The 26,707-nt window shown below is 72.8% G+C and carries 19 protein-coding genes, 1 tRNA gene and 1 pseudogene; 16 read left to right on the top strand and 5 right to left on the bottom strand.

The genetic code is table 11. The features are described 5' to 3' along the window. Positions 1 to 36 precede the first annotated feature (36 nt). The 3 genes from DEJ49_RS13470 (at position 37) to DEJ49_RS13455 (ending at position 4,804) form a co-directional block, all read left to right on the top strand. Positions 37 to 2,382 carry a HelD family protein gene (locus DEJ49_RS13470; RefSeq protein WP_190329344.1) on the top strand — a complete coding sequence of 782 codons (2,346 nt, stop codon included), beginning with the start codon at positions 37 to 39 and terminating at the stop codon, positions 2,380 to 2,382. Positions 2,383 to 2,782: 400 nt separating this feature from the next. Then, positions 2,783 to 4,213, top strand: a complete 1,431-nt coding sequence (locus DEJ49_RS13465; protein ID WP_150184350.1) for an NAD-dependent malic enzyme — start codon at positions 2,783 to 2,785, stop codon at positions 4,211 to 4,213. A gap of 309 nt (positions 4,214 to 4,522) precedes the next feature. Beyond that, a complete protein-coding gene (locus tag DEJ49_RS13455) occupies positions 4,523 to 4,804 on the top strand; it encodes an HU family DNA-binding protein (RefSeq protein WP_016645140.1) in 282 nt (93 codons plus the stop codon). Between the two features lie 108 nt (positions 4,805 to 4,912). Here DEJ49_RS13455 and murA read toward each other — a convergent pair whose 3' ends face one another. After that, positions 4,913 to 6,256: a UDP-N-acetylglucosamine 1-carboxyvinyltransferase gene (gene murA / locus DEJ49_RS13450; protein ID WP_055566701.1), complete on the bottom strand. Its 1,344-nt coding sequence runs from the start codon at positions 6,254 to 6,256 to the stop codon at positions 4,913 to 4,915. A 245-nt stretch (positions 6,257 to 6,501) separates the two neighbouring features. Here murA and DEJ49_RS13445 point away from each other — a divergent pair, with 245 nt between their 5' ends. After that, positions 6,502 to 7,116 (top strand): YqgE/AlgH family protein, encoded by a 615-nt coding sequence (locus DEJ49_RS13445; protein ID WP_150184349.1) that lies wholly within the window; start codon positions 6,502 to 6,504, stop codon positions 7,114 to 7,116. A 26-nt stretch (positions 7,117 to 7,142) separates the two neighbouring features. Here the strand turns inward: DEJ49_RS13445 and DEJ49_RS13440 are convergent. Further along, positions 7,143 to 7,973 (bottom strand): annotated as a pseudogene (locus DEJ49_RS13440) (LysR family transcriptional regulator); the annotation flags it as partial. Between the two features lie 94 nt (positions 7,974 to 8,067). On the opposite strand from DEJ49_RS13440, the gene DEJ49_RS13435 reads away from it, so the two are divergent. The 7 genes from DEJ49_RS13435 (at position 8,068) to DEJ49_RS13405 (ending at position 17,355) form a co-directional block, all read left to right on the top strand. Beyond that, a complete protein-coding gene (locus DEJ49_RS13435) occupies positions 8,068 to 9,237 on the top strand; it encodes an MFS transporter (protein WP_150184348.1) in 1,170 nt (389 codons plus the stop codon). Between the two features lie 143 nt (positions 9,238 to 9,380). Next, entirely contained in the window at positions 9,381 to 9,680 is a 300-nt protein-coding gene (locus tag DEJ49_RS13430) for a DUF3039 domain-containing protein (RefSeq protein WP_150168469.1), read from the top strand. A gap of 117 nt (positions 9,681 to 9,797) precedes the next feature. Continuing rightward, entirely contained in the window at positions 9,798 to 11,423 is a 1,626-nt protein-coding gene (locus DEJ49_RS13425; RefSeq protein ID WP_150184347.1) for a beta-N-acetylhexosaminidase, read from the top strand. 268 nt (positions 11,424 to 11,691) lie between these two features. Then, positions 11,692 to 12,597 (top strand): FAD binding domain-containing protein, encoded by a 906-nt coding sequence (locus DEJ49_RS13420; protein ID WP_190329343.1) that lies wholly within the window; start codon positions 11,692 to 11,694, stop codon positions 12,595 to 12,597. Beyond that, entirely contained in the window at positions 12,594 to 14,516 is a 1,923-nt protein-coding gene (locus tag DEJ49_RS13415; protein WP_150184345.1) for a 2Fe-2S iron-sulfur cluster-binding protein, read from the top strand. The genes DEJ49_RS13420 and DEJ49_RS13415 overlap by 4 nt, the downstream gene beginning before the upstream one ends. Beyond that, positions 14,513 to 16,819: a xanthine dehydrogenase family protein molybdopterin-binding subunit gene (locus tag DEJ49_RS13410; RefSeq protein ID WP_150184344.1), complete on the top strand. Its 2,307-nt coding sequence runs from the start codon at positions 14,513 to 14,515 to the stop codon at positions 16,817 to 16,819. The genes DEJ49_RS13415 and DEJ49_RS13410 overlap by 4 nt, the downstream gene beginning before the upstream one ends. Positions 16,820 to 16,857: 38 nt before the next feature. Continuing rightward, the gene (locus tag DEJ49_RS13405) at positions 16,858 to 17,355 is read left to right on the top strand and encodes an AAA family ATPase (RefSeq protein WP_150188208.1); all 498 of its coding nucleotides are present in this window, start codon (positions 16,858 to 16,860) and stop codon (positions 17,353 to 17,355) included. 40 nt (positions 17,356 to 17,395) lie between these two features. On the opposite strand, the gene DEJ49_RS13400 is transcribed toward DEJ49_RS13405, so the two are convergent. Together DEJ49_RS13400 and DEJ49_RS13395 are read right to left on the bottom strand one after the other, a co-directional pair. Beyond that, positions 17,396 to 17,467 (bottom strand) — tRNA-Cys (locus tag DEJ49_RS13400). A gap of 104 nt (positions 17,468 to 17,571) precedes the next feature. Continuing rightward, on the bottom strand, positions 17,572 to 18,993 hold the full coding sequence (locus DEJ49_RS13395; RefSeq protein ID WP_150184343.1) for an FAD/NAD(P)-binding protein: 1,422 nt from the start codon (positions 18,991 to 18,993) through the stop codon (positions 17,572 to 17,574). Between the two features lie 170 nt (positions 18,994 to 19,163). On the opposite strand from DEJ49_RS13395, the gene DEJ49_RS13390 reads away from it, so the two are divergent. Together DEJ49_RS13390 and DEJ49_RS13385 are read left to right on the top strand one after the other, a co-directional pair. Then, on the top strand, positions 19,164 to 20,246 hold the full coding sequence (locus DEJ49_RS13390; RefSeq protein ID WP_150184342.1) for a helix-turn-helix domain-containing protein: 1,083 nt from the start codon (positions 19,164 to 19,166) through the stop codon (positions 20,244 to 20,246). Between the two features lie 1,701 nt (positions 20,247 to 21,947). Continuing rightward, positions 21,948 to 22,481, top strand: coding sequence for a DinB family protein (locus tag DEJ49_RS13385; protein ID WP_150184341.1), 534 nt, complete (start codon positions 21,948 to 21,950; stop codon positions 22,479 to 22,481). On the opposite strand, the gene DEJ49_RS13380 is transcribed toward DEJ49_RS13385, so the two are convergent. After that, positions 22,468 to 23,034 carry a TetR/AcrR family transcriptional regulator gene (locus DEJ49_RS13380; protein WP_150184340.1) on the bottom strand — a complete coding sequence of 189 codons (567 nt, stop codon included), beginning with the start codon at positions 23,032 to 23,034 and terminating at the stop codon, positions 22,468 to 22,470. The genes DEJ49_RS13385 and DEJ49_RS13380 overlap by 14 nt on opposite strands. 148 nt (positions 23,035 to 23,182) lie before the next feature. Between DEJ49_RS13380 and DEJ49_RS13375 the strand changes: the two genes are divergently transcribed. From DEJ49_RS13375 to DEJ49_RS13365, 3 genes are all read left to right on the top strand, one after another. Continuing rightward, positions 23,183 to 24,199, top strand: a complete 1,017-nt coding sequence (locus DEJ49_RS13375) for an NADP-dependent oxidoreductase (protein ID WP_150188207.1) — start codon at positions 23,183 to 23,185, stop codon at positions 24,197 to 24,199. Positions 24,200 to 24,422: 223 nt separating this feature from the next. Beyond that, positions 24,423 to 25,652 carry a hypothetical protein gene (locus DEJ49_RS13370; RefSeq protein WP_150184339.1) on the top strand — a complete coding sequence of 410 codons (1,230 nt, stop codon included), beginning with the start codon at positions 24,423 to 24,425 and terminating at the stop codon, positions 25,650 to 25,652. 3 nt (positions 25,653 to 25,655) lie between these two features. After that, positions 25,656 to 26,603, top strand: coding sequence for a zinc ribbon domain-containing protein (locus tag DEJ49_RS13365; protein WP_150184338.1), 948 nt, complete (start codon positions 25,656 to 25,658; stop codon positions 26,601 to 26,603). Positions 26,604 to 26,707: the final 104 nt, after the last annotated feature.

Here is a 26,707-nt window from a genome sequence, read left to right as displayed (position 1 = left end):
CGGTACGGGCAGCAGCACGGTGTGAAAGGGGCCCCGGTGGCCGACGTACGCGACCGCGAGATCAGCGTCGAACAGGAACATCTCGACCAGGTCTACCGACGTCTCGAGGAGAAGATCCACGAGGCGGAGTTCCTGATGAACGACGCGGCCAAGCGCTCCCAGGTCGGTACGCCCGGCGCGCTCGCCGAACGCGACGCGCAGGTCTTCCGCGCCGGCGTCCATCTGAACCGCCTCAACAACGAGTTCGAGGACTTCCTCTTCGGACGCATCGACCTGCTCCAGGGCAAGGACGGCAAGAAGGGACCCGACGGCGCGTACACCGCGGTCGAGCCCGCCGAGGGCGCGGTCCGCGAGGACGAGAGCGGCAAGTACGCGGAGATCGCGGAGACGCTGCACATCGGCCGCATCGGCGTCCTCGACGCGGACTACTCCCCGCTGGTCATCGACTGGCGCGCGCCCGCCGCCGCGCCGTTCTACCGCTCGACCCCGGTCGACCCGGGCCGCGTCGTGCGCCGCCGCGTCATCCGCTCCAAGGGCCGCAAGGTCCTGGGCGTCGAGGACGACCTGATGCGCCCGGAGCTCACCGCACGCCTCGACGGCGAGGTGCTCCCCGTCATCGGCGACGGCGCCCTGATGGCGGCCCTCGGCCAGGCCCGCAGCCACTCCATGCGGGACATCGTGGCGTCGATCCAGGCCGAACAGGATTTGGTGATCCGCGCGCCCGCCGCGTCGGTGACGTACGTGGAGGGCGGCCCGGGCACCGGCAAGACGGCGGTGGCCCTGCACCGGGCCGCGTACCTCCTCTACCAGGACCGCCGCCGGTACGCGGGCGGCATCCTCATCGTCTCCCCGACCCCGCTCCTGGTCGCCTACACGGAGGGCGTGCTGCCCTCCCTCGGCGAGGAGGGCCAGGTCGCGATCCGCGCCGTCGGCTCGCTGGTCGAGGGCGTGGAGGCCACCGAGTACGACAGCCCCGCGGTGGCACGGGCCAAGGGCTCGTCGCGGATGCTGAAGGTGCTGCGGAAGGCGGCCCGGGGAGCGCTGGAAGGGGTGGCCGCACCGGCTTCCGCCGCCCCGCAGGACGGCCAGCTGTCCTTCGGCGACGACGAGGCCGCCGGGACCCGGCCCGCCGCCACCCCCGACCGTCTCCGCGTGGTCGCCTTCGGCCGCAGGCTCGAACTCGACGCCGAGCAGCTGGACCGCATCCGCCGCAACGCTTTGAGCGGCACCGCCCCCGTCAACCTCCTCCGGCCCCGCGCCCGCAAGCTCCTCCTGGACGCCCTGTGGTCGCAGTCCGGCGCGGCGGGACGGCACAACGACCCCGAGCTCGCCGCCGAGCTCCGCTCCTCCTTCGACGACGACATCACGTCCGAGGACGACTTCATCCGGTTCCTGGACGCGTGGTGGCCGGAGCTCACCCCGCGCGGGGTGCTCACCGCGATGAGCGACGAGAAGCGGCTCGGGCGGTGGGCGCGGCGGATCCTCAACCCGGGCGAGGTCCGCAAGGTCGCACGTTCGCTGCGGCGCGACGCGCTGTCCGTGCACGACGTGGCGCTCCTCGACGAGCTGCAGGCGATCCTCGGCACCCCGCACCGGCCCAAGAAGAAGCGCGAACTCGACCCGCTCGACCTGCTGACCGGGCTCGAGGAGCTGATGCCGCAGCGCGAGGAGTCCCAGCGCGAGCGCGCCGAGCGGCTCGCCGCGGAGCGCACCGAGTACGCGCACGTCATCGTCGACGAGGCACAGGACCTCACCCCCATGCAGTGGCGCATGGTCGGCCGCCGCGGCCGGCACGCCACATGGACCGTCGTCGGCGACCCGGCCCAGTCCTCGTGGTCGGACCCGGACGAGGCGGGCGAGGCCCGTGACGAGGCCCTGGGGACCCGCCCGCGCCGCCGTTTCGAGCTGACCGTCAACTACCGCAACCCCGCCGAGATCGCCGAGCTCGCCGCGAAGGTCCTGGCCCTGGCGATGCCGGGCGCCGAGTCCCCGTCGGCGGTCCGCTCGACCGGCGTGGAGCCCCGCTTCGCCGTCGTACGGGACAAGGACCTCGCCGCCTCCGTGCGCGAGGAGGCGGCGCGGCTCCTGGAGCGGGTCGACGGGACGGTCGGTGTCGTCGTGGCGATGAACCGGCGCGAGCAGGCGGCGCGCTGGCTCGCGGACCTCGGCGACCGGGTCGTGGCGCTCGGCAGCCTGGAGGCCAAGGGTCTGGAGTACGACGCGACGATCGTCGTGTCGCCCGCGGAGATCGCGGACGAGTCCCCGGCGGGCCTGCGCGTTCTGTACGTGGCGCTGACCCGTGCGACGCAGCAGCTCACGGTCCTGTCGGGGGAGCGGGACGAGCCGGACGCGGACGGCGTGCCGGACCTGCTCAGGGACTGACCGAGCGGGTTTCCGGGACGGATCCGAGCGGGTTTCCGGGACGGGAATTGCCTTACGGGGTTCGTTTGTTACCTTGGATGTGGCACCGGCTCGATCCAAGCCCCCGGGCCCAACCATCGTCGCTACGAGCGACCACTTGCCGCGAGGCGAGCATGGCGGGTCGGTGTCATGAACGTACGGGAGAGGCCCACGTCACCACGTGACGTGGGCCTCTTTCCGTGTTCCTGGCCCCTCTTCCGCGACGGGCCAACTTCTCGTATGGTGGAAACCAGTTTCCAAAAACGCAGCGCACTGGCCGGTGAACAAAACGTTCTCAATCCGGGGCGGCTACCACGTACTCGGCGGTAGGTGCGACCATCGGACGGCAAGAGCTACAAGGTGAAAGCAGAGGAAGTCGGCCATGGCAACGGCGCCCAGCGTCTCCTACTCGATGACGGTCCGGCTGGAGGTGCCCGCCAGCGGAACGGCGGTCTCCCAGCTCACCACGGCCGTCGAGTCTTCCGGGGGCTCGGTCACCGGCCTCGACGTCACGGCCTCCGGCCACGAGATGCTGCGGATCGACGTGACGATCGCGGCGTCCTCCACCACGCACGCCGACGAGATCGTCGAGCAGCTGCGCACGATCGAGGGCGTCACCCTCGGCAAGGTCTCCGACCGTACGTTCCTGATGCACCTCGGCGGCAAGATCGAGATGGCGTCGAAGCACCCCATCCGCAACCGTGACGACCTGTCCATGGTCTACACGCCCGGTGTCGCCCGCGTCTGCATGGCGATCGCCGAGAACCCCGAGGACGCGCGCCGCCTCACCATCAAGCGCAACTCCGTTGCGGTCGTAACGGACGGTTCCGCCGTCCTCGGCCTCGGCAACATCGGCCCGAAGGCCGCGCTGCCGGTCATGGAGGGCAAGGCGGCCCTCTTCAAGCGCTTCGCCGGCATCGACGCCTGGCCGATCTGCCTGGACACCCAGGACACCGACGCCATCGTCGAGATCGTCAAGGCCATCGCCCCCGGCTTCGCGGGCATCAACCTGGAGGACATCTCCGCGCCCCGCTGCTTCGAGATCGAGGCACGCCTGCGTGAGGCCCTCGACATCCCCGTCTTCCACGACGACCAGCACGGCACCGCCATCGTCGTCCTCGCCGCCCTCACCAACGCCCTGCGCGTGGTGGGCAAGGGCATCGGCGACGTGCGCGTGGTCATGTCCGGCGCCGGCGCGGCCGGCACGGCCATCCTCAAGCTGCTGCTCGCCGCCGGCGTCAAGAACGCCGTCGTGGCCGACATCCACGGCGTCGTGCACGCCGACCGCGAGGACCTGGTCTCCCACGACGCCGACTCGCCGCTGCGCTGGATCGCCGAGAACACCAACCCCGAGGGCCTCACCGGCACCCTCAAGGAGGCCGTCGTCGGCGCCGACGTCTTCATCGGCGTGTCGGCCCCGAACGTGCTGAACGGCGACGACGTCGCGGCCATGGCCGAGGACGCCATCGTGTTCGCGCTCGCGAACCCGGACCCCGAGGTCGACCCGGCAATCGCCCGCCAGACGGCAGCAGTTGTCGCCACCGGCCGCTCGGACTTCCCGAACCAGATCAACAACGTCCTGGTCTTCCCCGGCGTCTTCCGCGGTCTCCTCGACGCCCAGTCGCGCACCGTCAACACGGAGATGATGCTGGCCGCCGCGGGTGCCCTCGCGGACGTCGTCGCCGAGGACGAGCTCAACCGGAACTACATCATCCCCAGCGTCTTCAACGACAAGGTCGCGCCCGCCGTGGCCGACGCCGTGCGGAGCGCCGCGAAGGCCGCGGGGGCCGCTGTGACAGGCGCCACGGCCTAGGGACACGGCGCGTCGCAGAACCCGGGCCCCGTGGGCCCGCTCTAGGGTGGCTCGGAGTGGCTTGGCAGCAAGCCCTCCGGCCTCCGGCTTTTCTGGGGCGGCGGACGCTTTTCGTGTGACCCCCACGGGCACCGGATTGGCTTTCCCGCCGCAGGTGGGGGCAGGATGCGTAATCGGGCGCGAGGGTCTGACGTCAGACCCGGGTCCGGGGACTGTCCGAGGACCCTGGCAGCATCGTCTTCGCTGTGCCCATCATGCGGCCCTGCCGCGTGGCACGCCTCAACGGCAAAAGAACACGGGAGTACAAACATGAACCGCAGTGAGCTGGTGGCCGCGCTGGCCGACCGCGCAGAGGTGACCCGCAAGGACGCCGACGCCGTGCTGGCCGCGTTCGCCGAGACCGTCGGCGAGATCGTTGCCAAGGGCGACGAGAAGGTCACCATCCCCGGCTTCCTGACCTTCGAGCGCACCCACCGTGCCGCTCGCACCGCCCGCAACCCGCAGACCGGCGAGCCGATCAACATCCCGGCCGGTTACAGCGTCAAGGTTTCGGCTGGTTCCAAGCTGAAGGAAGCGGCGAAGGGCAAGTAGCCCCGAGCAGCGATGAGGGGCGGCCACCCATCCGGGTGGCCGCCCCTTTCGCGTGCCGTACCGCTGCCGTACTCCTTCAGGGGGCCCGTACGGCCCCCTGCGGGCCTGCTAGGCCAGCGGCGCCTTTCCGGGCAGCTCGACCTTCGCGCCGAGCTCCACGAGCTTCTCCATGAAGTTCTCGTAGCCGCGGTTGATCAGGTCGATGCCGTGGACGCGGGACGTGCCCTGCGCCGCCAGGGCCGCGATGAGGTACGAGAAGCCGCCGCGCAGGTCCGGGATGACCAGGTCGGCGCCCTGGAGCTTCGTCGGGCCGCTGACGACCGCCGAGTGGAGGAAGTTCCGCTGGCCGAAGCGGCAGTCGGAGCCGCCGAGGCACTCCCGGTACAGCTGGATGTGCGCACCCATCTGGTTGAGCGCGGAGGTGAAGCCGAGCCGCGACTCGTACACCGTCTCGTGGACGATCGACAGGCCCGCGGCCTGCGTCAGCGCCACGACGAGCGGCTGCTGCCAGTCCGTCTGGAAGCCGGGGTGTACGTCCGTCTCCAGGGCGATCGCGTTGAGCGAGCCGCCCGGGTGCCAGAAGCGGATGCCCTCGTCGTCGATCTCGAAGGCACCGCCCACCTTCCGGTAGGTGTTCAGGAACGTCATCATCGAACGCTGCTGGGCGCCGCGTACGTAGATGTTGCCCTCGGTCGCCAGGGCGGCGGACGCCCAGGAGGCGGCCTCCAGGCGGTCCGAGAGGGCGTGGTGGTTGTAGCCGCCGAGGCTGTCGACACCGGTGATCCGGATGGTCCGGTCGGTGTCCATGGCGATGATCGCGCCCATTTTCTGCAGGACGCAGATCAGGTCCTCGATCTCCGGCTCCACCGCGGCGTTCGAGAGCTCCGTCACGCCCTCCGCGAGGACGGCGGTGAGCAGGACCTGCTCGGTGGCGCCCACGGACGGGTACGGCAGCCGGATCTTGGTGCCGCGCAGCCGCTGCGGGGCCTCCAGGTACTGGCCGCCCTCACGCTTCTCGATGGTCGCGCCGAACTGGCGCAGCACCTCGAAGTGGAAGTCGATCGGCCGGCCGCCGATGTCGCAGCCGCCGAGACCCGGGATGAAGGCGTGGCCCAGGCGGTGCAGCAGGGGGCCGCAGAAGAGGATCGGAATGCGCGACGAACCCGCGTGGGCGTCGATGTCGGCGACGTTCGCGCTCTCCACGTGAGAGGGGTCCATGATGAGCTCACCCGGCTCCTCACCGGGGCGCACCGTCACGCCGTGCAGCTGCAGCAGACCGCGCACGACGCGAACGTCGCGGATGTCTGGGACATTGCGCAGCCGGCTCGGGGCGCTGCCGAGCAGCGCGGCCACCATGGCCTTCGGCACGAGGTTCTTCGCGCCGCGGACACGGATCTCGCCCTCGAGCGGAGTGCCGCCGTGGACAAGCAGGACATCATCGGTGACGGTCATGAATCTCGCGTTCCGATTGAATGGACAGGGGGACCAAAGGGCCAAGCGTAATGGCCGCGTACCCCCCTTCCGTAAGGGCGAGGACGCCCAAAGCACGTCATGAGTTCGTGACAACACGAACCGTACGGAACCGGACACACCGGGTCACCGCCCGTTTCGGTGGTTCCCTCCGTCCCTTCCGGCTCTGAGCTGGGTTCACTCCGGTATGCGCATTGGCTCCCCGCGCGCGGCGAAGATGCGGGATCATGTGCACCATGACCGAGGTGTCCTCGCTCACAGGCCGGCTGCTCGTGGCCACACCGGCCCTGGCGGACCCGAACTTCGACCGCGCGGTGGTGCTGCTCCTCGACCACGACGAGAAGGGCTCCCTCGGCGTGGTCCTGAACCGCCCTACGCCCGTGGACGTCGCCGACATCCTGGAGGGCTGGGGGCAGCTCGCCGGTGCGCCCGGGGTGGTCTTCCAGGGCGGGCCCGTCTCGCTGGACTCGGCGCTCGGGGTCGCGGTGATCCCCGGCGAGGAGGGCGCGGCTTCGGCCGGCCCCCGCAAGCGGGCGCCCGCTCTCCGTGACCCCGTCGGCTTCCGCCGTGTCCACGGCGCGATCGGCCTCGTCGACCTGGAGGCCCCGCCGGAGCTTCTTGCCTCCGCTCTCGGTTCCCTCCGCATCTTCGCGGGCTATTCGGGGTGGGGGCCCGGACAGCTGGAGAGCGAGCTGGAGGACGGGGCCTGGTACGTGGTCGAGTCCGAGCCGGGTGACGTCTCTTCGCCGGATCCCGAGCGGCTGTGGCGGGCGGTGCTGCGGAGGCAGCGGAGTGAGCTGGCGATGGTGGCGACGTATCCGGATGACGCGTCGCTGAACTGAGGGGCCTGGTTCACGTAGCGCTCGGCCAGGGGGTGGGGGTCTCTCGCCGGGATCGCCAGGTGGACGGTGACCGGCGGGGCGTTCTTCAGGCGTACGTGGCGCAGGCCCGGGTGCGCGTGTCTGAGAGCCACCGGCTCCGGCGCGACGCCCACACCGTGCCCCGCCGCCACCGCCTCCAGCCACTCGTCGAGGTTGTCGGCCGTGCAGGCGAGCCGCGGTCGGCGCTCCGGGGGCCACAGGTCCGGGCTCGTCGTGCCGGTCACCGTGTTCACCACCAGCGGTACGTCCGCGAGCTCCGCCCAGTCGACCACGCGCCGCCCCGCCAGCTCCGCGGCCCCGCGTGCGACGACGGCGACACGCGGCTCCCGCAGCAGCACCCGCGTGCGGACCGCGGCGCCCGACGGCACGTCACCCCGTACGACCGCGACATCGCACGCGCCCGAGAGGAGCCCGGCGAGGGGCTCGTTCCGGCGCACGAGCCGCACGCCCGCACCCGTCGCCGCCTTGAAGGCGGGCACCAGCTCGGCGCAGGCCCGCGGCAGGAGTGAGGTGAAGCCGAGGCGCAGGAGAGGGGGCTCGCCGGCCGCCGTGCGCAGCGTTCCGTCGAGCCGGGAGAGCAGGGGCGCCAGCTCGTCGCGCAGCCGGGCCCCCGCCTCCGTGAGGGTGACGCGGCGCGTGGTGCGCTCCAGGAGGCGGACGCCCAGCGCGTCCTCCAGCGCCCGCACGGTCCGCGTGAGCGCGGGCTGGCCGACACGCAGCACCGCGGCGGCGTGCGTGAAGCTCAGCTCGTCGGCGACGGCCAGGAAACCGCGCAGGTGGCGCAGTTCGACGCCGGGTGGCGGTGGTTCGTGATCCATGCCGGTCCAGCATAAATGCGCGTCGCGCGCATTTCTCCTCGGATGCGGAGGCTGCCTACGTTTCCAGCCTTCGCGAGACAAGGGAGAGAACGCCGTGCGCAAGGTGTGGCTGTTGATGGTGGGGTCCTTCACGCTCGGGCTCGACGCCTACGTGATGGCGGGGCTCCTGCCGGTGGTCGCCGACGACCTGGGGACGACCGTCTCCCTCGCCGGGCAGATGGTCACCGTCTTCACCCTCGCCTACGCGGTGAGCGCCCCGCTCGTCGCCGGACTCCTCTCCGGGGTGCGGCCGCGCGTGCTGATCCTCGCCGCGCTGGCCGTCTTCACGCTCGGCAACGGGCTCACCGCCCTCGCCCCCGGCCTCGCCGTGCTGCTCGTCGCGCGCGCCGTGGCGGGCGTCGGCGCCGGCGTCTACTCGGCGCTGTCCACCGCGGCCGCCGCCGCGCTCGCGGGGGAGGAGCGGCGCGGGCGGGTGCTCGCACTGGTGATGGGCGGGATGAGTTCGGGCACCGTCCTCGGTGTGCCGCTGGGCGTGCTGCTCGCCGACCACACCTCGTGGCGGGCCACGATGTGGCTGGTGACGGGCCTCGGTGCGGTCGCCCTGACCGGCCTCGCGGTGGGGCTCCCCGACATTCCCGCCGCGCCCGCCGTTCCGGTGCGGGCCCGGCTCGCGGCGCTCGCCGACCGGAAGGTGCTGCCGATCGTCGGCGTCTCGTTCCTGGGTGCGGTCGCGAGCCTCGGTCTCTATACGTATCTCGCTCCGGTGCTCGCCTCCTCGGGCGGCGTGGGCGACGGCGCGGTGGCCCCGTACCTGTGGGCGTGGGGGATCGGCGGGGTGCTCGGCAGCGTCGTCGCCGGACCGCTGGTGGACCGTACGGGACGGGTGTTCGCCCTTGTGACCGGGATTGTCCTTGCTCTGGTCGTCGCGATCGGCGTCCTGCCGCTGCTCGGCGCCGCCGCCTACCCCGCGCTCGTCGTCTGGGGCGCCGCGGGCTGGGCGTTCCAGGTCCCGCAGCAGCACCGGCTGCTCGCGTTGCGTGCCGAGCGGGGTGCGGTTGCTCTTGCCCTCAACAATTCCGCCCTCTATCTGGGCAGCGCGGTGGGCTCCGGCGTCGCCGGGCTTGCCCTCGCGGCGGGGCTCGCGCCGAGGGCGTTGCCGTGGGCGGCGGCTGCGGTGGCCCTGGCGGGCCTTGTCCTCCATCTGTCCGCTGCGCGGGGCGGGGGCCGTGGGGGCTCCGTCCGGCTGCGGGCCGGTGGGGGCTGATCGCGCAGTTCCCCGCGCCCCTGAGCAAGACCCCCTGCGCCCAGGCCGAACGTGGCCGTACCACGGACTACCCCAGGGGCGCGGCAGCCACGGGAGGCACGCGCGCTGCCGGGACGGCGCGCGCGTGAGTACCCTTGGCCGTTATGAGCACTCTTGAGCCCGAGCCCGAGCGCGGGGCAGGTACGGGGACCCTCGTTGAGCCGACACCTCAGGTGTCGCACGGTGACGGCGACCACGAGCGCTATGCGCATTACGTCCAGAAGGACAAGATCATGGCGAGCGCGCTGGACGGCACGCCCGTCGTGGCGCTCTGCGGCAAGGTGTGGGTCCCCGGCCGCGACCCGAAGAAGTACCCCGTCTGTCCCATGTGCAAGGAGATCTACGAGTCCATGGGCGCCGGCGGAGACAACGACAAGGGCGGCAAGGACGGCGGCAAGAAGTAGGACCACCCGCCTTCGCGGCCACTTTCGGCCACCGAGAAGCACCCTTCGCCCGAGGGGCGTTGCGCCTGCCGCAACGCCCCTTTTGCGTCGTGCAATCGCGTGACAGTCTGCGGCTTCATGACCTTTGAGCAACTCGTTCCGGCGCCGACCAGTGCCCACTGGGTCCCGCCCACCCAAGGTTCCTTCCCCCTCGACGACGAGACCGCGCTGCACGCCGGACCCGGCACCGAAGGCACCGCGCGCTGGCTGCGCAGCACCGTCGGAGCCGCAACCGGCCTGCGGTTCCCCGACGGTGAGAACGACAACGGCATCGTGCTGCGGATCGACGAGGGCCTCGCGGCCGAGGCCTACCGTCTCGTCGTCGACGGCCACGCCATCCGTATCGAGGGCGGCAGCGCGGCCGGTGTCTTCTGGGGCGCGCAGACGTTCCGTCAACTCCTCGGCCCGGACGCGTTCCGGCGCGCACCGCTCGATCCCGCACGGGAGTGGACGGTGCCGATGGTCGCCGTCGAGGACGCCCCCCGCTTCGGCTGGCGCGGCATGATGCTCGACGTGTCCCGGTACTTCATGCCGAAGGACGGCGTCCTGCGCTACCTCGACCTGCTCGCCGCCCACAAGCTCAACGTCTTCCACTTCCACATCACGGACGACCAGGGCTGGCGCGTGGAGATCAAGCGCCACCCGAAGCTCACCGAGGTCGGCGCCTGGCGCTCCCGCACCCGCTGGGGCCACCGCGCCTCGCCGCTCTGGACGGAGCACCCGCACGGCGGCTACTACACGCAGGACGACATCCGCGAGATCGTCGCGTACGCGGACTCCCTGCACATCACCGTCGTCCCGGAGATCGACATCCCGGGGCACTCGCAGGCCGCGATCGCTGCGTACCCGCACCTCGGCAACAGCGATGTCGTCGACACCGAGGCCATGACCGTCTGGGACTCCTGGGGCGTCAGCCCGAACGTCCTCGCCCCCACCGAAGAGGTCCTCCGGTTCTACGAAGGGGTCTTCGAGGAGATCCTCGACCTCTTCCCGTCCACCTTCGTCCACGTCGGCGGCGACGAGTGCCCCAAGGACCAGTGGAAGGCGTCGCCCACCGCGCAGGCCCGCATCAAGGAGCTCGGGGTCGGTGACGAGGACGGGCTGCAGAGCTGGTTCATCCGGCACTTCGACCGCTGGCTCGCCGACCGCGGACGCCGGCTCATCGGCTGGGACGAGATCCTGGAGGGCGGCCTCGCCGAGGGCGCCACCGTCTCCTCGTGGCGCGGCTACCGAGGCGGCATCGACGCGGCCAAGGCGGGCCACGACGTCGTCATGTGTCCCGAGCAGCAGGTGTACTTGAACTTCCGCGAGGACGGCGGCCCGGACGAGCCGATGCCCATCGCGTACGTCCGCACCCTGGAGGACGTCTACCGCTTCGAGCCCGTCCCCGCCGAACTCACCGAGGAGGAGGCGGCCCACGTCATCGGCACCCAGGCCAACGTCTGGACCGAGGTGATGGAGCACCAGGGACGCGTCGACTACCAGGTGTTCCCGCGCCTCGCCGCCTTCAGCGAGGTGGCGTGGCGGGAGCTGCCCGCCCCGGCCGAACGTGACTTCGCCGACTTCGAGCGGCGAATGGTCGGCCACTACGCGCGACTTGACGCCCTGGGCGTCGACTACCGCCCGCCGAGCGGTCCTCTCCCGCGGCACCTGCGCCCCGGTGTGCTCGGACGCCCGATCGAGGGGGCGCCCCCGAACGTGTGAGCAGCGCCCCGGAAGGGCGGTCGCCGGAAACGGCGGCTGCCCGAAGGCGTGTGAAATCGCCACATCCGCCTGGTTCGCGGACGAATGCCTCCTAGCGGACCCCCGCGTCGGGGCCCGGGGAAGATGTGCCAGAGTTGCCACGTCCAGGTTGTGAGCACGTACCGTACGGCGGAACAGGCGTAACGGTGACACGTCGCGAAACGGCGAGCACTTCACATACGCGATGTACGTGGAGCACGCGGCCGGACATCGGGAAGGGGCAGCCGGTTTGACCACGCACGCACCGCAGGCGGCGCAGACACCGCAATCGGTGAAGCTGCCCGCCACGCTGGACGAGGCAGTGGCGGCGCTCGCCGCCATGCCCGCCGCCGTGCCCGTCGCCGGCGGCACGGACCTGATGTCTTCGGTCAATTCGGGACAACTGCGGCCCGCCGCACTCGTCGGCCTCGGCCGCATCAGCGAGATCCGCGGCTGGCAGTACCAGGACGGCCACGCCCTGCTCGGCGCCGGTCTCACCCACGCCCGCATGGGCCGCCCCGACTTCGCCGCGCTGATCCCCGCCCTGGCGGCCGCCGCGCGCGCCGCCGGGCCGCCGCAGATCCGCAACGCGGGCACCCTCGGCGGCAACATCGCGTCGGCCGCGCCGACCGGTGACGCGCTGCCCGTCCTCGCCGCGCTCGAAGCGGTGCTGATCATCGCGGGTCCCGGCGGCGTGCGCCGCGAGATCCCCGTGTCGCACCTGCTCGCAGGCATGGACATGCTCCGCCCCGGCGAACTCATCGGCTTCGTGCGCGTACCGCTCCTGCACGCCCCCCAGGTCTTCCTCAAGGCCACCGGGCGCACCGGACCCGGCCGGGCCACGGCCTCCGTCGCGCTCGTCCTCGACCCCGCGCGGCGCGGGGTGCGGTGCGCGGTCGGCGCCATCGCGCCGATGCCGCTGCGGCCGCTGGAGGCCGAGGAGTGGGTGGCCTCCCTCATCGACTGGGACGGCGAGCGGGGCAGCCTCGTCCCGGAGGCGGTCACCGCCTTCGGCGAGTACGTCGCCACCGCCTGCATCCCCGACCTGCCCCCGGCGGCCGACGGCACGGAACAGCCGCTGGCCCCCGCGGTACTGCACCTGCGGCGCACCGTCGCCGCGCTGGCCCGACGAGCACTGGGGAGGGCGCTGTCGTGAGCGACGACCGGCACGAAGGGCACGGAGAGAACACCGCCGGCGGCGGCTGGCAGCCGCATCCGCAGGGGGAGTACGACTCCGACGCCACGGCGTTCGTACAGCTCCCCGAAGGCATGCTGGACGTCCCGCTCGCCGCCCCCGGCCACGGCTACGTACCGCCGCAGATAACGGTCAACCCCACCGCCGCCGACGCCACCGACCCGGCCGCCACCGGCGCCTGGGTCATGCCGCCCGAGGTGACGGGCGCGGTGCGGTGGCCCGACGCGGGCACGGTGCAGGAACAGCCGCCCGTACACGCGGACCCGTCCGTACACGCGGACCCGTCCGTACACGCGGACCCGTCCGTACACGCGGACCCGCACGCGCACGCGGATCCGCACGCGCACGGGTACGACCCGCGCGCCACGGGCCAGTGGAGCTTCCCCGAGGCGGAGTCGCCCGCGGGGCAGCAGCCGGCGCACGAGCAGGAGTACCGGCCCGCCTACGAGCAGGAGTACGCCCACCGGTACGGGCAGGAGCCCGCCGCGCCCCCCGCCGACGTCACCGGCCAGTGGTCGATCCCCGTCGCCAATGGTGATCTGCCGGACGAATCGGGCGAGTTCACGGCGTCCTCCCTCGCCGCGCAGTGGGGCGGCGGCACGCCTCCCGCGACGCTGCCGGGCGGCGCGCCCGCGCCCTGGGCGACCGGGGCGGGGGCGGGTGCGCCGTGGGGCGCGCAGGCGCAGGAAGTGCTGCACGAGCCTGCTCCGGAGCGGGTCGCGGAGCCGGTCGTGGAGCCGGTCGTGGAGCCCGAGCCGCAGGCGCAGCCCGGGCCCGGGCCCGAGGGTATGACCGAGGCCGCTGCCGAACCGGAGAGCCGGTTCGAGAAGACGCAGCTGCTGCGGGCGATCAAGCTGCCGTCCGCGGAGCCGCAGGCCGCGGAGCCCCCCGCCGCGGAGCCGGAGCCGGAGCCCCGCCCGGAACCCGAGCAGGAGCTCGCGCCCGCGCCCGAGCAGGAGCCCGCTCCCGAGCCGGTCGAGGAACCGGCCGACGAGGTGGCCGAGGTCGTCGAGGCCGCCGCCGCGCCCATCGAAGTCGCGCCGCAACCCGTGGCGGAACCGGCCCCCGTACCGGAGCCGGCCCCCGCCCCCGAAGCGGCGCCCGAAGAAGCCGAGTCCACGGACACCCCGGACGCGGACGAAGCCGTCGCCACGGACGAAGCCGTCGTCACGGACGGAGCCGTCGCCACGGACGAAACCGTCGTCACGGACGAAGCGGTCGCCACGGATGAGCCCCCCGCCCCCGACGTCACCCCCCTCCACGACGACCACCCCCTCGTCTCCTACGTCCTTCGTGTGAACGGCACCGACCGTCCCGTCACGGGCGCGTGGATCGGCGAGTCGCTGCTCTACGTCCTGCGTGAGCGCCTCGGGCTCGCCGGGGCCAAGGACGGGTGCTCGCAGGGCGAGTGCGGGGCCTGCAACGTCCAGGTGGACGGCAGACTCGTCGCCTCCTGCCTCGTGCCCGCCGCGACCACCGCGGGCAGCGAGGTCCGTACCGTCGAGGGCCTCGCCGCCGACGGGCAGCCGTCCGACGTGCAGCGCGCGCTCGCCGCGTGCGGGGCCGTGCAGTGCGGCTTCTGCGTTCCCGGCATGGCGATGACCGTGCACGACCTCCTGGAGGGCAACCCCGCCCCCACCGACCTGGAGGCCCGCCGCGCCCTGTGCGGCAACCTCTGCCGCTGCTCCGGCTACCGCGGTGTCCTCGACGCCGTGCGCGAGGTCGTCGCCGAACGCGAGGCGAGCGCGCAGAACGAGCACGAGCAGGGTCAGCGGGAGCAGCCCGGTCACGACCACGGGCACGCCGAGGCCCACATCCCGCACCAGGCGGGCCCCTACGGCCAGGACGGCCCCTACGGCCAGGACGGAGGCCACGCGTGACCACCGAAGCCACCACCGCGACCACGCCCGCCCCCGCCGACCATCGGGCGGACGGGCAGCCGCCGCGCGGCATCGGCGCGTCGCTGCCGTCCGCGGAGTCCCGGGTGAAGACCGAGGGCACGTTCCCCTACGCCGCCGACCTGTGGGCCGAGGGCCTGCTGTGGGCGGCGGTCCTGCGCTCCCCGCACGCGCACGCCCGCATCGTCTCCATCGACACGAGCCACGCCCTGGAGATGCCGGGCGTCCGCGCGGTCGTCACGCACGAGGACGTGCCGGGCGAGCCGCTGCACGGCCGACGCACCCCGGACCGCCCGGTGTTCGCCTCCGACGTCGTACGCCACCACGGCGAGCCCATCGCCGCCGTGGCCGCCGACCACCCCGACACCGCGCGAATGGCCGCCGCGGCCGTCATCGTCGAGTACGAGGTGCTCGAACCGGTCACCGACCCGGAGAAGGCCTTCGAGGCCGAACCGCTGCACCCCGACGGTAACCTCATCCGCCACATCCCGCTGCGGCACGGCGACCCGGAGGCGGCGGGCGAGCTCGTCGTCGAGGGCCTGTACCGCATCGGCAGGCAGGACCCGGCGCCGATCGGCGCGGAGGCGGGGCTCGCGGTGCCGCGGCCCGACGGGGGCGTCGAGCTGTACATCGCCTCGACCGACCCGCACGCCGACCGCGACCGGGCCGCCGCCTGCTTCGGCATCGCCCCCGACCGCGTGAAGGTCGTCGTCACGGGCGTGCCGGGCGCGACCGCCGACCGCGAGGACGCGGGCTTCCAGCTGCCGCTCGGACTCCTGGCGCTGCGCACCGGCTGTCCCGTCAAGCTCACCGCGACCCGCGAGGAGTCCTTCCTCAGCCACGCCCACCGCCACCCGACGCTCCTGCGCTACCGCCACCACGCGGACGCCGAGGGCCGCCTCGTGAAGGTGGAGGCGCAGATCCTGCTCGACGCGGGCGCGTACGCGGACACGTCGTCGGAGGCGCTCGCCGCGGCCGTCTCGTTCGCCTGCGGTCCGTACGTCGTGCCGAACGCCTTCATCGAGGGCTGGGCGGTCCGCACGAACAACCCGCCCTCCGGGCACGTACGGGGCGAGGGCGCCCTGCAGGTGTGCGCCGCGTACGAAGCGCAGATGGACAAGATCGCCAAGAAGCTGGGCGTCGACCCGGCGGAGCTGCGGCTGCGCAACGCCATGGCGACCGGCGACATCCTGCCCACCGGCCAGACGGTGACGTGCCCCGCGCCGGTGGCGGAACTCCTCGCGGCGGTGCGGGACGCGCCGCTGCCCGAGCTGCCCAAGGACACCCCCGAGGACGAGTGGCTGCTGCCCGGCGGCCCGGAGGGCGCGGGCGACCCGTCCGCCGTCCGGCGCGGCGTCGGCTACGGCCTCGGCATGGTCCAGCTCCTCGGCGCCGAGGGCACGGACGAGGTCTCCACGGCCACGGTGAAGGTCCACGACGGCGGGGCGACGGTGATCTGCGCGGCCGTCGAGACCGGCCAGGGCTTCTCGACGCTGGCCCGCCAGATCGTCCAGGAGACCCTGGGCATCGAGGACGTGCGTGTCGCCCCCGTCGACACGGACCAGCCGCCCGCCGGGCCGAGCTGCCGCGGCCGCCACACGTGGGTGTCGGGCGGGGCGGTGGAGCGCGCGGCGAAGATGGTCCGCACACAGCTCCTCCAGCCCCTCGCGCACAAGTTCGGCATGTCCACCGAGCTGCTCCAGATCACCGACGGCAAGATCACCTCGTATGACGGCGTGCTCTCCACGACCGTCACGGAGGCCCTTGAGGGCAAGGAGCTCTGGGCCACGGCGCAGTGCCGTCCCCACCCGACCGAGCCGCTGGACGAGTCGGGGCAGGGCGACGCGTTCGTCGGCATGGCGTTCTGCGCGATCCGCGCGGTCGTGGACGTCGACATCGAGATCGGCGCGGTACGGGTGGTGGAGCTGGCGGTGGCGCAGGACGTGGGCCGCATCCTGAACCCCGCCCAGCTCAAGGCCCGCATCGAAGCGGGCGTCACCCAGGGCGTGGGCGCGGCCCTCACGGAGAACCTCCGCACCCCCCGCGGCCTGGTCCGCCACCCCGACCTGACGGGGTACGCGCTCCCGACCGCCCTGGACACCCCCGACATCCGCATCGTGAAGCTGGTGGAGGAGCGGGACGTCGTGGCCCCCTTCGGCGCGAAGGCGGCCAGCGCGGTCCCGGTCGTCACGTCTCCCGCGGCGATCGCATCGGCGGTCCGCGCGGCAACGGGCCGCCCGGTCAACCGCCTCCCGATCCGCCCCCAGGCGGCGGTCGCGACGTGACGCTCCCCGGGGGAGCAGTGGTCGTCGTCACCGGCGTCATGGCGGCCGGCAAGTCGACGGTTGCTCAGGCGCTCGCCGGGCGGTTGTCCAGGGCCGCGCACGTGCGGGGTGACGCGTTCCGGCGCATGGTCGTGTCGGGTGGGGTGCCGTACGAGGGGGTGCCGGGCGGGGAGGGCGAGGCCCAACTCCGGCTCCGTTACCGGCTGTCCGCGTCCGCCGCTGACGCGTACGCCGACGCCGGGTTCACCGCCGTCGTCCAGGACGTCATCCTGGGCGAGGAGTTGAAGGCGTACGTGGAACTCGTCCGCACCCGCCCCACGTACGTCGTCGTGCTCGCCCCGCGCCCCGAAGCGGTCGCGGCCCGCGAGGACGCCCGCGGCAAGACGGGGTACGGCGCGTGGACGGTCGAAGACCTGGACGCGATCCTGCGGCAGCAGACGCCCCGGCTCGGACTCTGGCTGGACAGCAGCGAGTTGACGGTGGATGAGACCGTGGACGCGATCCTGGCGGGCCTTGACGAAGCCCGGGTGAGGTAACGCCACCCCACCCGGGCCCCGCCATGCCGTCAGCGGGCAGAGGCCGTGGCGGGAATCGAACCCGCGTTACTGGATTTGCAGTCCAGCCCCTGAGCCTCTCGGGCACACGGCCAAGTCATCGACCGATCTCGTCGACCTGACTCGTCGAACGTAGCCGTGGTCCCGCCGCCGCCTCAAGGGATCACGGCGCGCCGCAACGGGACTGCCATATGCCGTTCACGAAAGGGGCGTGCGGAGGGCCTGGGCCGCGTGGAGCGCCTGCGCCGTGCGGGACGCCTGGGCCGCGACGCCGGGGATGCTCGCCGCGATGAACGAGCCGCCGGCGGCGAGGTCGCCGACGACGTGGACGCGCGGATCGGCGGGGAGCAGGCCGCCCGCCGGGTGCAGCGTGCCGAGGCCGGTGTCGGCCAGGGAGGCGACCAGGTCGCGGGCGCCGGCGGGTATCGACTGCGGGGGCGGGTTCACGGCGTTGATGACGGTGCCGGGAGCCTCGGCCCGCAGCGTCCGGCGTACGTCACCGGGCGCGATCGTGAGCCGGCCGGCGTCCAGCAGCCGCATCAGGACGGACGCGTTCACCGGGACCATGGGGGAGGCGACGGCGGCGGCCGTGCGGAGGTGGCGGCGCAGGCGCGCCCGGTCGGCCTCGGGCAGCAGACGCCACGCGTACGGGCCTACGGCGTGCGCTGCCGACTGGAGTACGCGGCGACCGACGCGGGGGTCGGCGACGGCGTCGAGCTGCTGCCGGAGCCGACGGACCGGGTCCGTGGTCGTCGTGGTGCGCAGCTCTTCGCCGAGGGCCTCGAAGTCGCCGTGCCCGTCCGCGAGTTCCGCGCGGAGGAGATCGGTGAGCGCGTCAAGGGTGACCGTCCCGCGCTCCGCGTGCAGTTCCGCGACGCCTTCGGCGGTGAGGTGCCGGGGGCGTCGGGCGACCGGGCGCTGCCAGACGTACGGCAGGACGCCCGTGCGGGAGAGCAGGGAGATGCGACCCTCGTGGCCGCGCGAGGCGAGCGCCACGACGACGTCGACGGCGGTGAGGCCGCTCCCGATGACGGCGACGTCGCTCCGCGCCGGGACGCGGTCGAGGGTGGCGGCCAGGGGGTACGGGTCGGCGATGTGGCCCGGCGTGCCGGTGAGGCCGTACGGGTCCGGGGGGCTGCCCGTGCCCACGCACAGGACGACGTGCGTGGCGACGTACTCCTGCCCGTCCGCCGTGCGCAGTGCGAGGCGGGAGCCTCGGCGGTCAGCGCCGGTGACTCGTTCGGCCACGACCTCGACGTCCCACCCCTGCTCGGCCAGGGCGGCCACCGCTTTCTCGGCGGTGTGCGTCAAGTACTCGCCGTAGAGGGCGCGCGGGACGACGGGGAGGCCGAGGAGCGGGTCGATGTGGTCGGCGGCCCGCTCGCCGAGCCAGTCCGCGTAGTGGCCGGTGTCGCCGTGGCGGATGGACGAGATGCCGGGCGGCACGTTGACGCGGACGACGTCCAGGTCGGGTCCGTAGGGCCGCCCTCGCCACAGGTGGGGGGAGGGTTCGAAGACGCGGATGGTGCCGGGGGCGGATCGAGGGGCGGCGGTCGGGTCGGCCAGCGCGTCCAGCAGGGCGACGGCTGCGGCGCCTCCTCCGACGACGGCGAGGTCCATGTTTCCTCCGGAGTACGTGTTCTGGGGCCGCCGCCGACTCTCGTACGACCCGCCGCGCACCCCCACCCCACAACTGAGGGCGATCCCTGGCGACCGCCCCCTCAAATGAGGGGTTGGTGGTTGGTGGCGTGCGCGGAACCATGCAAGCTGACGCGGGAAGAGGGGGCCTCATGAACCGATCACGCGTAGCGCCGGCGCTGCCCGGCATCGAACGGGCGACGGACGCGGTCGAGTTGTTCGAACGGGCGTCGGCCGGCCTGCGCCGTCTGGTGCCGTTCGACTCGGCGGTATGGCGGGCCACGGATCCGGAGACGGGCCTGATCACGGCGCCGATGCTGGTGCAGAACCTCGGCGCGGGGGAGGGTTGCGCGGCGTACTGGGAGAACGAGCTCCTGGAGGAGACCGTCGTGCCGTACCGCGAGCTGGCCCGCGCGGCGGTCCCGGCGGCGGGGCTGCGCGACTCCACGGGCGACCTGCCCGCCCGCAGCGCCCGCTACCGGCGCCTGTTGCGCGGCTGGGGCATGCACGACGAACTGCGGGCGGTTCTCCGGATCGGCGACCGCCCGTGGGGCCTGGTCAGCCTCTTCCGCGACGCGGAACCGTTCCGCCCGGACGAGATCGCCCTGGTCGCCGACCGGTCCCGCCCCCTGGCCACGCTCCTACGAGGCTTCGCGCGCCCACCCGCGCCGGCCCCCCGCACGGACGTGCCCGCGCCGGGCCTCATCCTCTTCGACGGCATGGGCGAGGCGATGTCGATCAACGAGGAGGCACGGCAACACCTGGCGTCCCTCCCCAAGGGTCCGTCCTTCCCTTCCCCCCTGGGCGTCCGGCTTCCGATCTGGGTGATCGGCACGGCGCTCCAGGCCCGCGCGGTCGCCGACGGCCGCGACCACGGCGACGCACGCGTGCGCATCCGCACGACGGAGGGCCGCTGGCTGGTCTGCCACGCCTCGTGCCTCACGGGGCCCGGCGGGCACCCAGGCCCGGTGGCGCTCGTCATCGAACCCCCGGCCCCCGCGGACCTGGCGGTCCTGATCGCCGAGTCGTACGGGCTGACGCCGCGCGAGCTGGAGATCACGCAGCTCGTCGCGCGCGGGATGACGACGGCGGAGATCGCAGCGACGCTGTTCATCACCCCGCACACGGTGCGCGACCGCATCAAGACCCTCTTCGCGAAGGTCGACGTCTCCAGCCGTGGCGAGCTGGTGTCCCGCCTCTTCACGGAGCACTACTGGCCGCGGGGGCACGCATGATGGGCTGAGCGACGACGCTGCCCGCGATCCTCGTCTCCGGAGCCGACGGTCGTCACCGTTGCCGGCCGTGAGGCCACCGGGGCCGCTCGGTGTCTTCGACGGTCACCGGGGCCGCCCGGTGTTGTCCGGAGTGTGGCGGTTCCGGGCCGGCAGTAAAGGGCGCTCCGCTGCGCTGCGCGTCGGCTTCGCCGATTCCGCTGCGCTCCACCCTTGACTCCCGTCCCTCCACCGCGAGCTGATGTTGACCCGGACGGCCAGGGGTGGGGGCTGCGGGGACCGCTGGGCTAGTCATCCGCTTTCACTGCCGGGTGCGGTCCGGTCCATCGTGGCCGACGGCCAGCGTTGCGGGGCCGCCAGCTGCGCGGCGTCGCCGCTCGGACCATCCCCTCGCGCGGCCGGGTGCGGCCCGGCCCAACGCGAGCGACCGTCACGGTTCGGGGTGGGTCCCCCGCTCTCGTCTCCGGCTGCGGACCGGCCCATCGTGCGTGGGCGGGATGGTCGTGGTGCTGTTCCTGGCCGGGGGGCCGCGCCGTCCGGCACCTACTTTCGGAAAGTTGCGAATCGATCGGCCGCGCGCCCCCTTCGGCAGACCCAATGCGCCCCCGGCGAGCGAGTCGGGCCGCCCCCTCCGGCACCTACTTTGCGAAAGTTGCGAATCGATCGGCCGCGCGCCCCCCTCAGCAGGCCGAGTGCGCCCCCGGCAATTGAGTAGCGGCGGCCCCTCCCGGCACCTACTTCGGGAAAGTTGCGAACGCGTCCGCCGCACGCCCCCTCTGCGGATCCAGTGCGCCCCCTTGGAGTTGTCCGATTGCTGTGCCCGGCGAGCTCGACGGGTGGTGGGCGGGACGGCGCGCGGGGTGTGGGAGGGGGGCGCACGGCGGGTCGGTTCGCAACTTTCCCGAAGTAGGTGCCGGAAGGGGGCCGGGGGCGGCCGCCCCTCCGGTCGGCCCGGTGATCACCTCGCGTACGGCATGCCGACCCGCCCGCCGCACACCCCGCACCCCGCCGCCCCCTCACCCCGGGCCCCGTCCCGCCCCCCGCCCATCTCGCGCATCCGGTACGGCGAATTGGCAAGCCGGGGGGCGCATCGGACATGGGTGGGGGCGCGCGGCGAGTCCATTCGCAACTTTCCGGAAGTAGGTGCCGGAGGGGGCGGCCCTTCGACCGGGCACGGCACCTCGGCCGTGCCACCCGCCCACGATGGGCCGGCCCGCACCCGGCAACGAAAGCAGCTCACCCGCCCCAGACCGTGACGGCCGCTCACGATGGGCCGGGCCGCACCCGGCCACGCGAGGGGATGGCCCGAGCGGCGACGCCGCGCGCGGGTGGCGGCCACGCAACTATGGCCGTCGGCCACGATGGACCGGGCCGCACCCGGCGATGAACGGTCATGGCCCACCCACCCGGATCCGCCGGCCCCACCCCTGGCCGTCCGGGTCAAGGTCAAGTCGCGGTGGAGGGGCGGGAGTCAAGGGTGGAGCGCAGCGGAATCGGCGCAGCCGACGCGGAGCGCAGCGGAGCGCCCTTTACTCCCGGCCCGGAGGCGCCACACTCCGGTCAACACCGGGCGGCCCCGGTCACCATACGGCGCGGGCCCACCGGAGTCGTGGTCACGGCGCCCAGTAGGTCAAGACCTGGCCTAGTTGCCGCCTAACGTGGCGCTCGCCCGACAGACCCGTCCCAACGGAAGGCGGCACCACTATGTCCCGCACCGACACCCCGACGCTCACCGGCGAGCGCGCCGACCTGTTGGAGGCGCTGGCCCACCACCGCACGATGCTGCGCGTCACCGCCCGTGACCTCACCGACGAGCAGGCGGGCCTGCGCACCACCGCCAGCGAGCTCTGCGTCGGCGGCATCATCAAGCACGTCACCTCGGTGGAGAGGGTGTGGACGGCCTTCATCGAGGACGGCCTCTCCGCCCTGGGCGACGTCACCGACATGACCGACGAGGACTGGGCCCAGCGGGCCGACGAGTTCCGGATGCTGCCCGGCGAGACGCTCGCGGGGGTGCTGGACGCGTACGAGCGGGTCGCCGCCCGTACCGACGAGGTGGTGCGCGGACTCCCCGACCTCGACGTGTCCCACCCCCTGCCCGAGGCCCCCTGGTGGGAACAGGGCGGGCGATGGTCGGCCCGCCGGACGCTGCTGCACGTCATCGGCGAGACCGCGCAGCACGCGGGCCACGCGGACATCATCCGTGAGTCCCTGGACGGCGCCCTCAGTATGGGTTGACGGTGCTCGTGCCCGTCAGGACCGCCCCGGCGACGACGTCGAAGAGGTGGTCGGCGCGAGGGGCGAGCGAGGGCTGGTCGCCGAGCCAGGCGAGCATGGCCACCAGCGCGAACAGGTCGGCGCCGTCGAGGTCGCCCCGCGCCACCCCCGCACTCTGGGCGCGCTCGAGCAGCCGCGCCCCGGCCGCGCGCAGGGCCACGCACGACGCGTGGAGCGCGGACTCGGGCTCCTCGATCGCGGCGGCCATCAGTACCGTCGCGCCCCGGTACTCGGTCGTCCACGCGACGGCGTCCCGCAGCCAGGAGACGAGAGCGTCCCCGGGCGCGTCCGCCGTCTCCAACGCGCACGCCTTCTCCGTCAGTTCGTCGAAGCCCGTGCGGAGCAGCGCGTCGAGCAGCGCCTCGCGCGTCGGGAAGTGGCGCAGCAGCGTCGCGAGCCCGACGTCGGCCCTGCGGGCGATGTCGCGCAGGGCCACGTCGACGCCCTGCTCGGCGATGGCGGCGCCCGCTACGGCGAGCAGGTGGTCGCGGTTCTTCCTGGCGTCGGCCCGCATCTGTCCCTTGTTCCTCTCGGCGCGCTCTTGACTATCCGGATCAGTGGTCCATATATTCGGACCGCTGGTCCACTTATGTGGATCGCTGGTCCGGATGAGCGTATCCCGCGACGCGAGCAGGGGAGAAACAATGCCGAACAGCGCCACGATGAAGGCGATCCGGCTGTATGAGTTCGGTGGCCCCGCAGTCCTGCGCCACGAGGACGTGCCCGTCCCCGAACCGGCACCGGGAGAGGTGCTCGTCCGCGTGCACGCGGTCGGGCTCAACCCTCCCGACTGGTACGCCCGTGAGGGCATGCCCGACGTACCGCCCGAGCTGAAGCCCCCCTTCCACCTCCCGCTGACCCCGGGGACGGACGTCTCGGGCGTGGTGGCAGCGCTCGGCCCCGACGCCGGCGGCACCGGAGCCGGCCCTTTCTCGGTCGGGGACGAGGTGATCGGCCTGCTGCGCTTCCCCACCGCTCTGCAGGCCGGCGCGTACGCCGAGTACGTCACCGCCCCGGTGGCCGACCTGGCCCGCAAGCCGGCCACCCTCGACCACGTACACGCCGCCGGTCTGCCCATGTCCGGCCTCACGGCGTGGCAGTACCTCATCGAGCTCGGACACGACCACCCCTCGCCGTTCCAGGAGGCCCGGCACCGCCCGATCCCGCTCGGCACCGACACCACCGTCCTCGTCAACGGCGCCGCGGGCGGCGTAGGGCACCTCGCCCTCCAACTGGCGAAGTGGCAGGGCGCCCGCGTCATCGCCGTGGCCTCCGGCACCCACGAGGCGTTCCTGCGCGACCTCGGCGCGGACGAGTTCATCGACTACACCAAGGAGCGCGCCGAGGACGTCGTCCGTGACGTCGACCTCGTCCTGGACGCGGTCGGAGGCCCCCGCAGCAGGCGCTTCCTGCCCACCCTGAAGCGCGGCGGCTCCCTCTTCCCCGTCTACTTCGGCGACTTCGACGACGCCGAGAACGCGGAACTCGGCATCACGGTCACGCTCACCCAGGTCCGGTCCAGCGGCGCCCAACTCGCGGAACTGGCCCGTCTGGTCGACGCGGGCGCGGTACGGGTCGCACTCGACAGCACGTTCCCGCTCGCGGAGGCGCGCGCCGCGCACGAGCGGGCCGCCCGAGGACACATCCAGGGCAAGATCGTGCTCACGGTCGCGGACTGAAACCCACGCCCGCCCGACGCCCTCCCGACGCCCGCCCCACACCCGCCCGATGAAGGCACCTGAGTGTGCCCTTTGATCCGTATCCCGAACCACGGCCCGCCCATAGGTTTCTGCCATGGGCTACAAGCGAGACAGCGGAAGACCGGACCGCGCCGAGGACAGGCGTCCATCGATCCACGAACGAGCGCAGGCGCAACGTGCTGACCGGTCCGCCCCGGGGCTCATGGCTCTGCAGCGCCACATGGGCAACCGGGCCGTGGTGGGAATGCTCCAGGGATCCGGACACTTAGGCAGCGGCCCCGTATCCGTGCAGCGTACGGGCACGGACACGGACGACGGCCTGACGCTCGGCGCCAACACCAGCGGGCAGTCGCGGGCCGCCGACCCCGCGTTCGAAGTGGAGGCGATGGCCTTTGAACGCAAGCTCGCGGCCAAGGCCTCCGCGCACGCCTCCGCGAAAGGCGCCATGGCCGACATGGCGACGAAGGCCAAGGCGTACATCCGCAGCGGGGTGGGCGGCGCCTGGGACCACGCCGATCAGCGGCTGGCCGAGATCTTCGACACCGTCGGTCAGGAGGGCGTCGAGAAGTCGGGCTTCGTGGGTACCGCGGTGGCCGACGTGATGGCCGTCTTCGACCAGGGCACGCTGAGCGAGCAGTACACCCACATCGTGCGCTTCTTCACCGAGGTGCTGGCCCGCGACCTCGCCAGTTCCGCCAAGCGGGAGGAGATCGACCGGCGCATGAAGGAGGCCGAGCTGAACATGCCCTTCCTGCTGGACCGCCGTCGCGCGATGCTGCGGGCCGGCGGCACTCCGGAGAGCGTCGTCACCCGTGACATCGCGCCCGTACCCCCGGGCTCGGCGGTGGAACACCAGGGGGACGCGCGAGTACGGCGCGACGACGTGCTGAAGGCCCTGAACCCCGAAACGGATCCCGGCGAGACCGGCCGCACCGAGCACACGGTCGCGCAGACCGGCCTCGACTTCAGTGACCGGCAGAAGGCGGTGCACACGAAGGACGACCCGAGCTGGGACGTGCAGCATGACGCCCTCAAGTGGCTCGCGGGCGCGAAGGTCTGGATGATCAACGAAAAGAACACCTGGGTGGAGGCGCAGCGCAAACTCAGCCTGCCGCTCGGCGGCGGCCCTTCCGGCACGACCAACACGATGATGAGCGCCGCGAAGGCGCTCCGGGCGGACAAGTACGGCGCCCGGCTCGCGTCCATCGCGTTCCTCGTCGGGGCCAGCCACCACACGCTCGTCGAGATCATGGCCGCGGCCGAGCCGTTCGGCTGTGAGTACGATCCGACGCAGGGGATATACCGGAACATCAAACCGCTCACCGAGGACGAACTGCGGGCCTGCGGCAAGGACGGCAGGTTCCCGGGGGAATCGACGCCTGCCGGTGCCGGTGCCGGTGCCGGTGCCAGTGCCGGAAGGAACGGGAGCTAGGGCATGACGAACTTCTGCAACCCCTACCCCGAGCTGGTGGGCGCGCGTCTCTGGCTGCCGACGGAGCCGTTCGAGTTCGGCTGGGCGTCCCCCGTGGGCTGCAACGCGCTGCGCTGCACGGCCTGCGGTGAACCGGTGCGGTCGGAAGTGCTGCCCGATGGAGAGCGACGCCGCTACGCCTGCGGATGCCACCGGCGGGACACGGTCTGGAGCTACCGGATCGGCTCCGAATCGGACGACCTGGCCCCGGCGTTCACGGACTGGGTGTGCGGCGGGCACCCCGACTTCGAACTCCCCGCCGTCCTCGACGGGGTGGAGCTGAACGAAGCCGTCGGCTGGGACGCTCTGGTCGCCGAGACGGCCCTGCGTCCCCCGTTCGATCCGCCCGGCGTCGAGCTGCACGCGCGGTGGATCACCCGGCTCTACCGCCTTCTCGGCGCCGAGCGGACGGCCCTGAGCGGTGCCATGGCCGGTCTCCTGAACGCCGAGGACCCTCATCTGGTGCGGGCGGCCTACGACTTCTTCACCAACGAGCGGCAGGCCGCCGGGGCTGAACTCGTGGCGGGCGCGGTGGCCCGGCGCCGGGAGTGGCTCGCCAAGACTCCTGACCCGCGCCGTGCCCCGGCCACGCTGCTCAGTGGTGCGGCGCTGCTGCTGCACGAGAGGCTCCTCGTGGTGGACGACGCGGGCGCCCCCGTCGACGGTCCGGCTCTCACCCTGACCAAGGAGCTCGCGCTCGCCGGCATCGGTCCCGGCGACACGCCGCTGACGTTCCGCGACTACGACCCGGACTGGCTCTGGGCCCATAGCGGTGCGCTGGCCGCCGCGAACGCGGAGTGGGTCGAGACGCTTGTGTACGCCTCGTCGTGGGCCCCCGCCGCGGCCAGAGAGAAGATCCTCGCCGAGATGGCCGAGGCTGCTCCGGCGGAAGTCCGCGCGGCCATCGAGTAGCAGTTCTCCTGGTTCTCCCGGTCTTCTCCCGGTTCTCCCGGTCCTCTCCCGGTCCTCCCGCTGAACTTGCAAAGACTCCGTTGCAAAAACTGTTGCAACGGAGT

The sequence above is a fragment of the Streptomyces venezuelae genome, from assembly GCF_008642335.1.
GTDB classification, from domain to species: Bacteria; Actinomycetota; Actinomycetes; order Streptomycetales; family Streptomycetaceae; genus Streptomyces; species Streptomyces venezuelae_F.
Note: the sequence above shows the minus strand (reverse complement) of the source record. Positions and strands in the feature narration are given on the sequence as shown.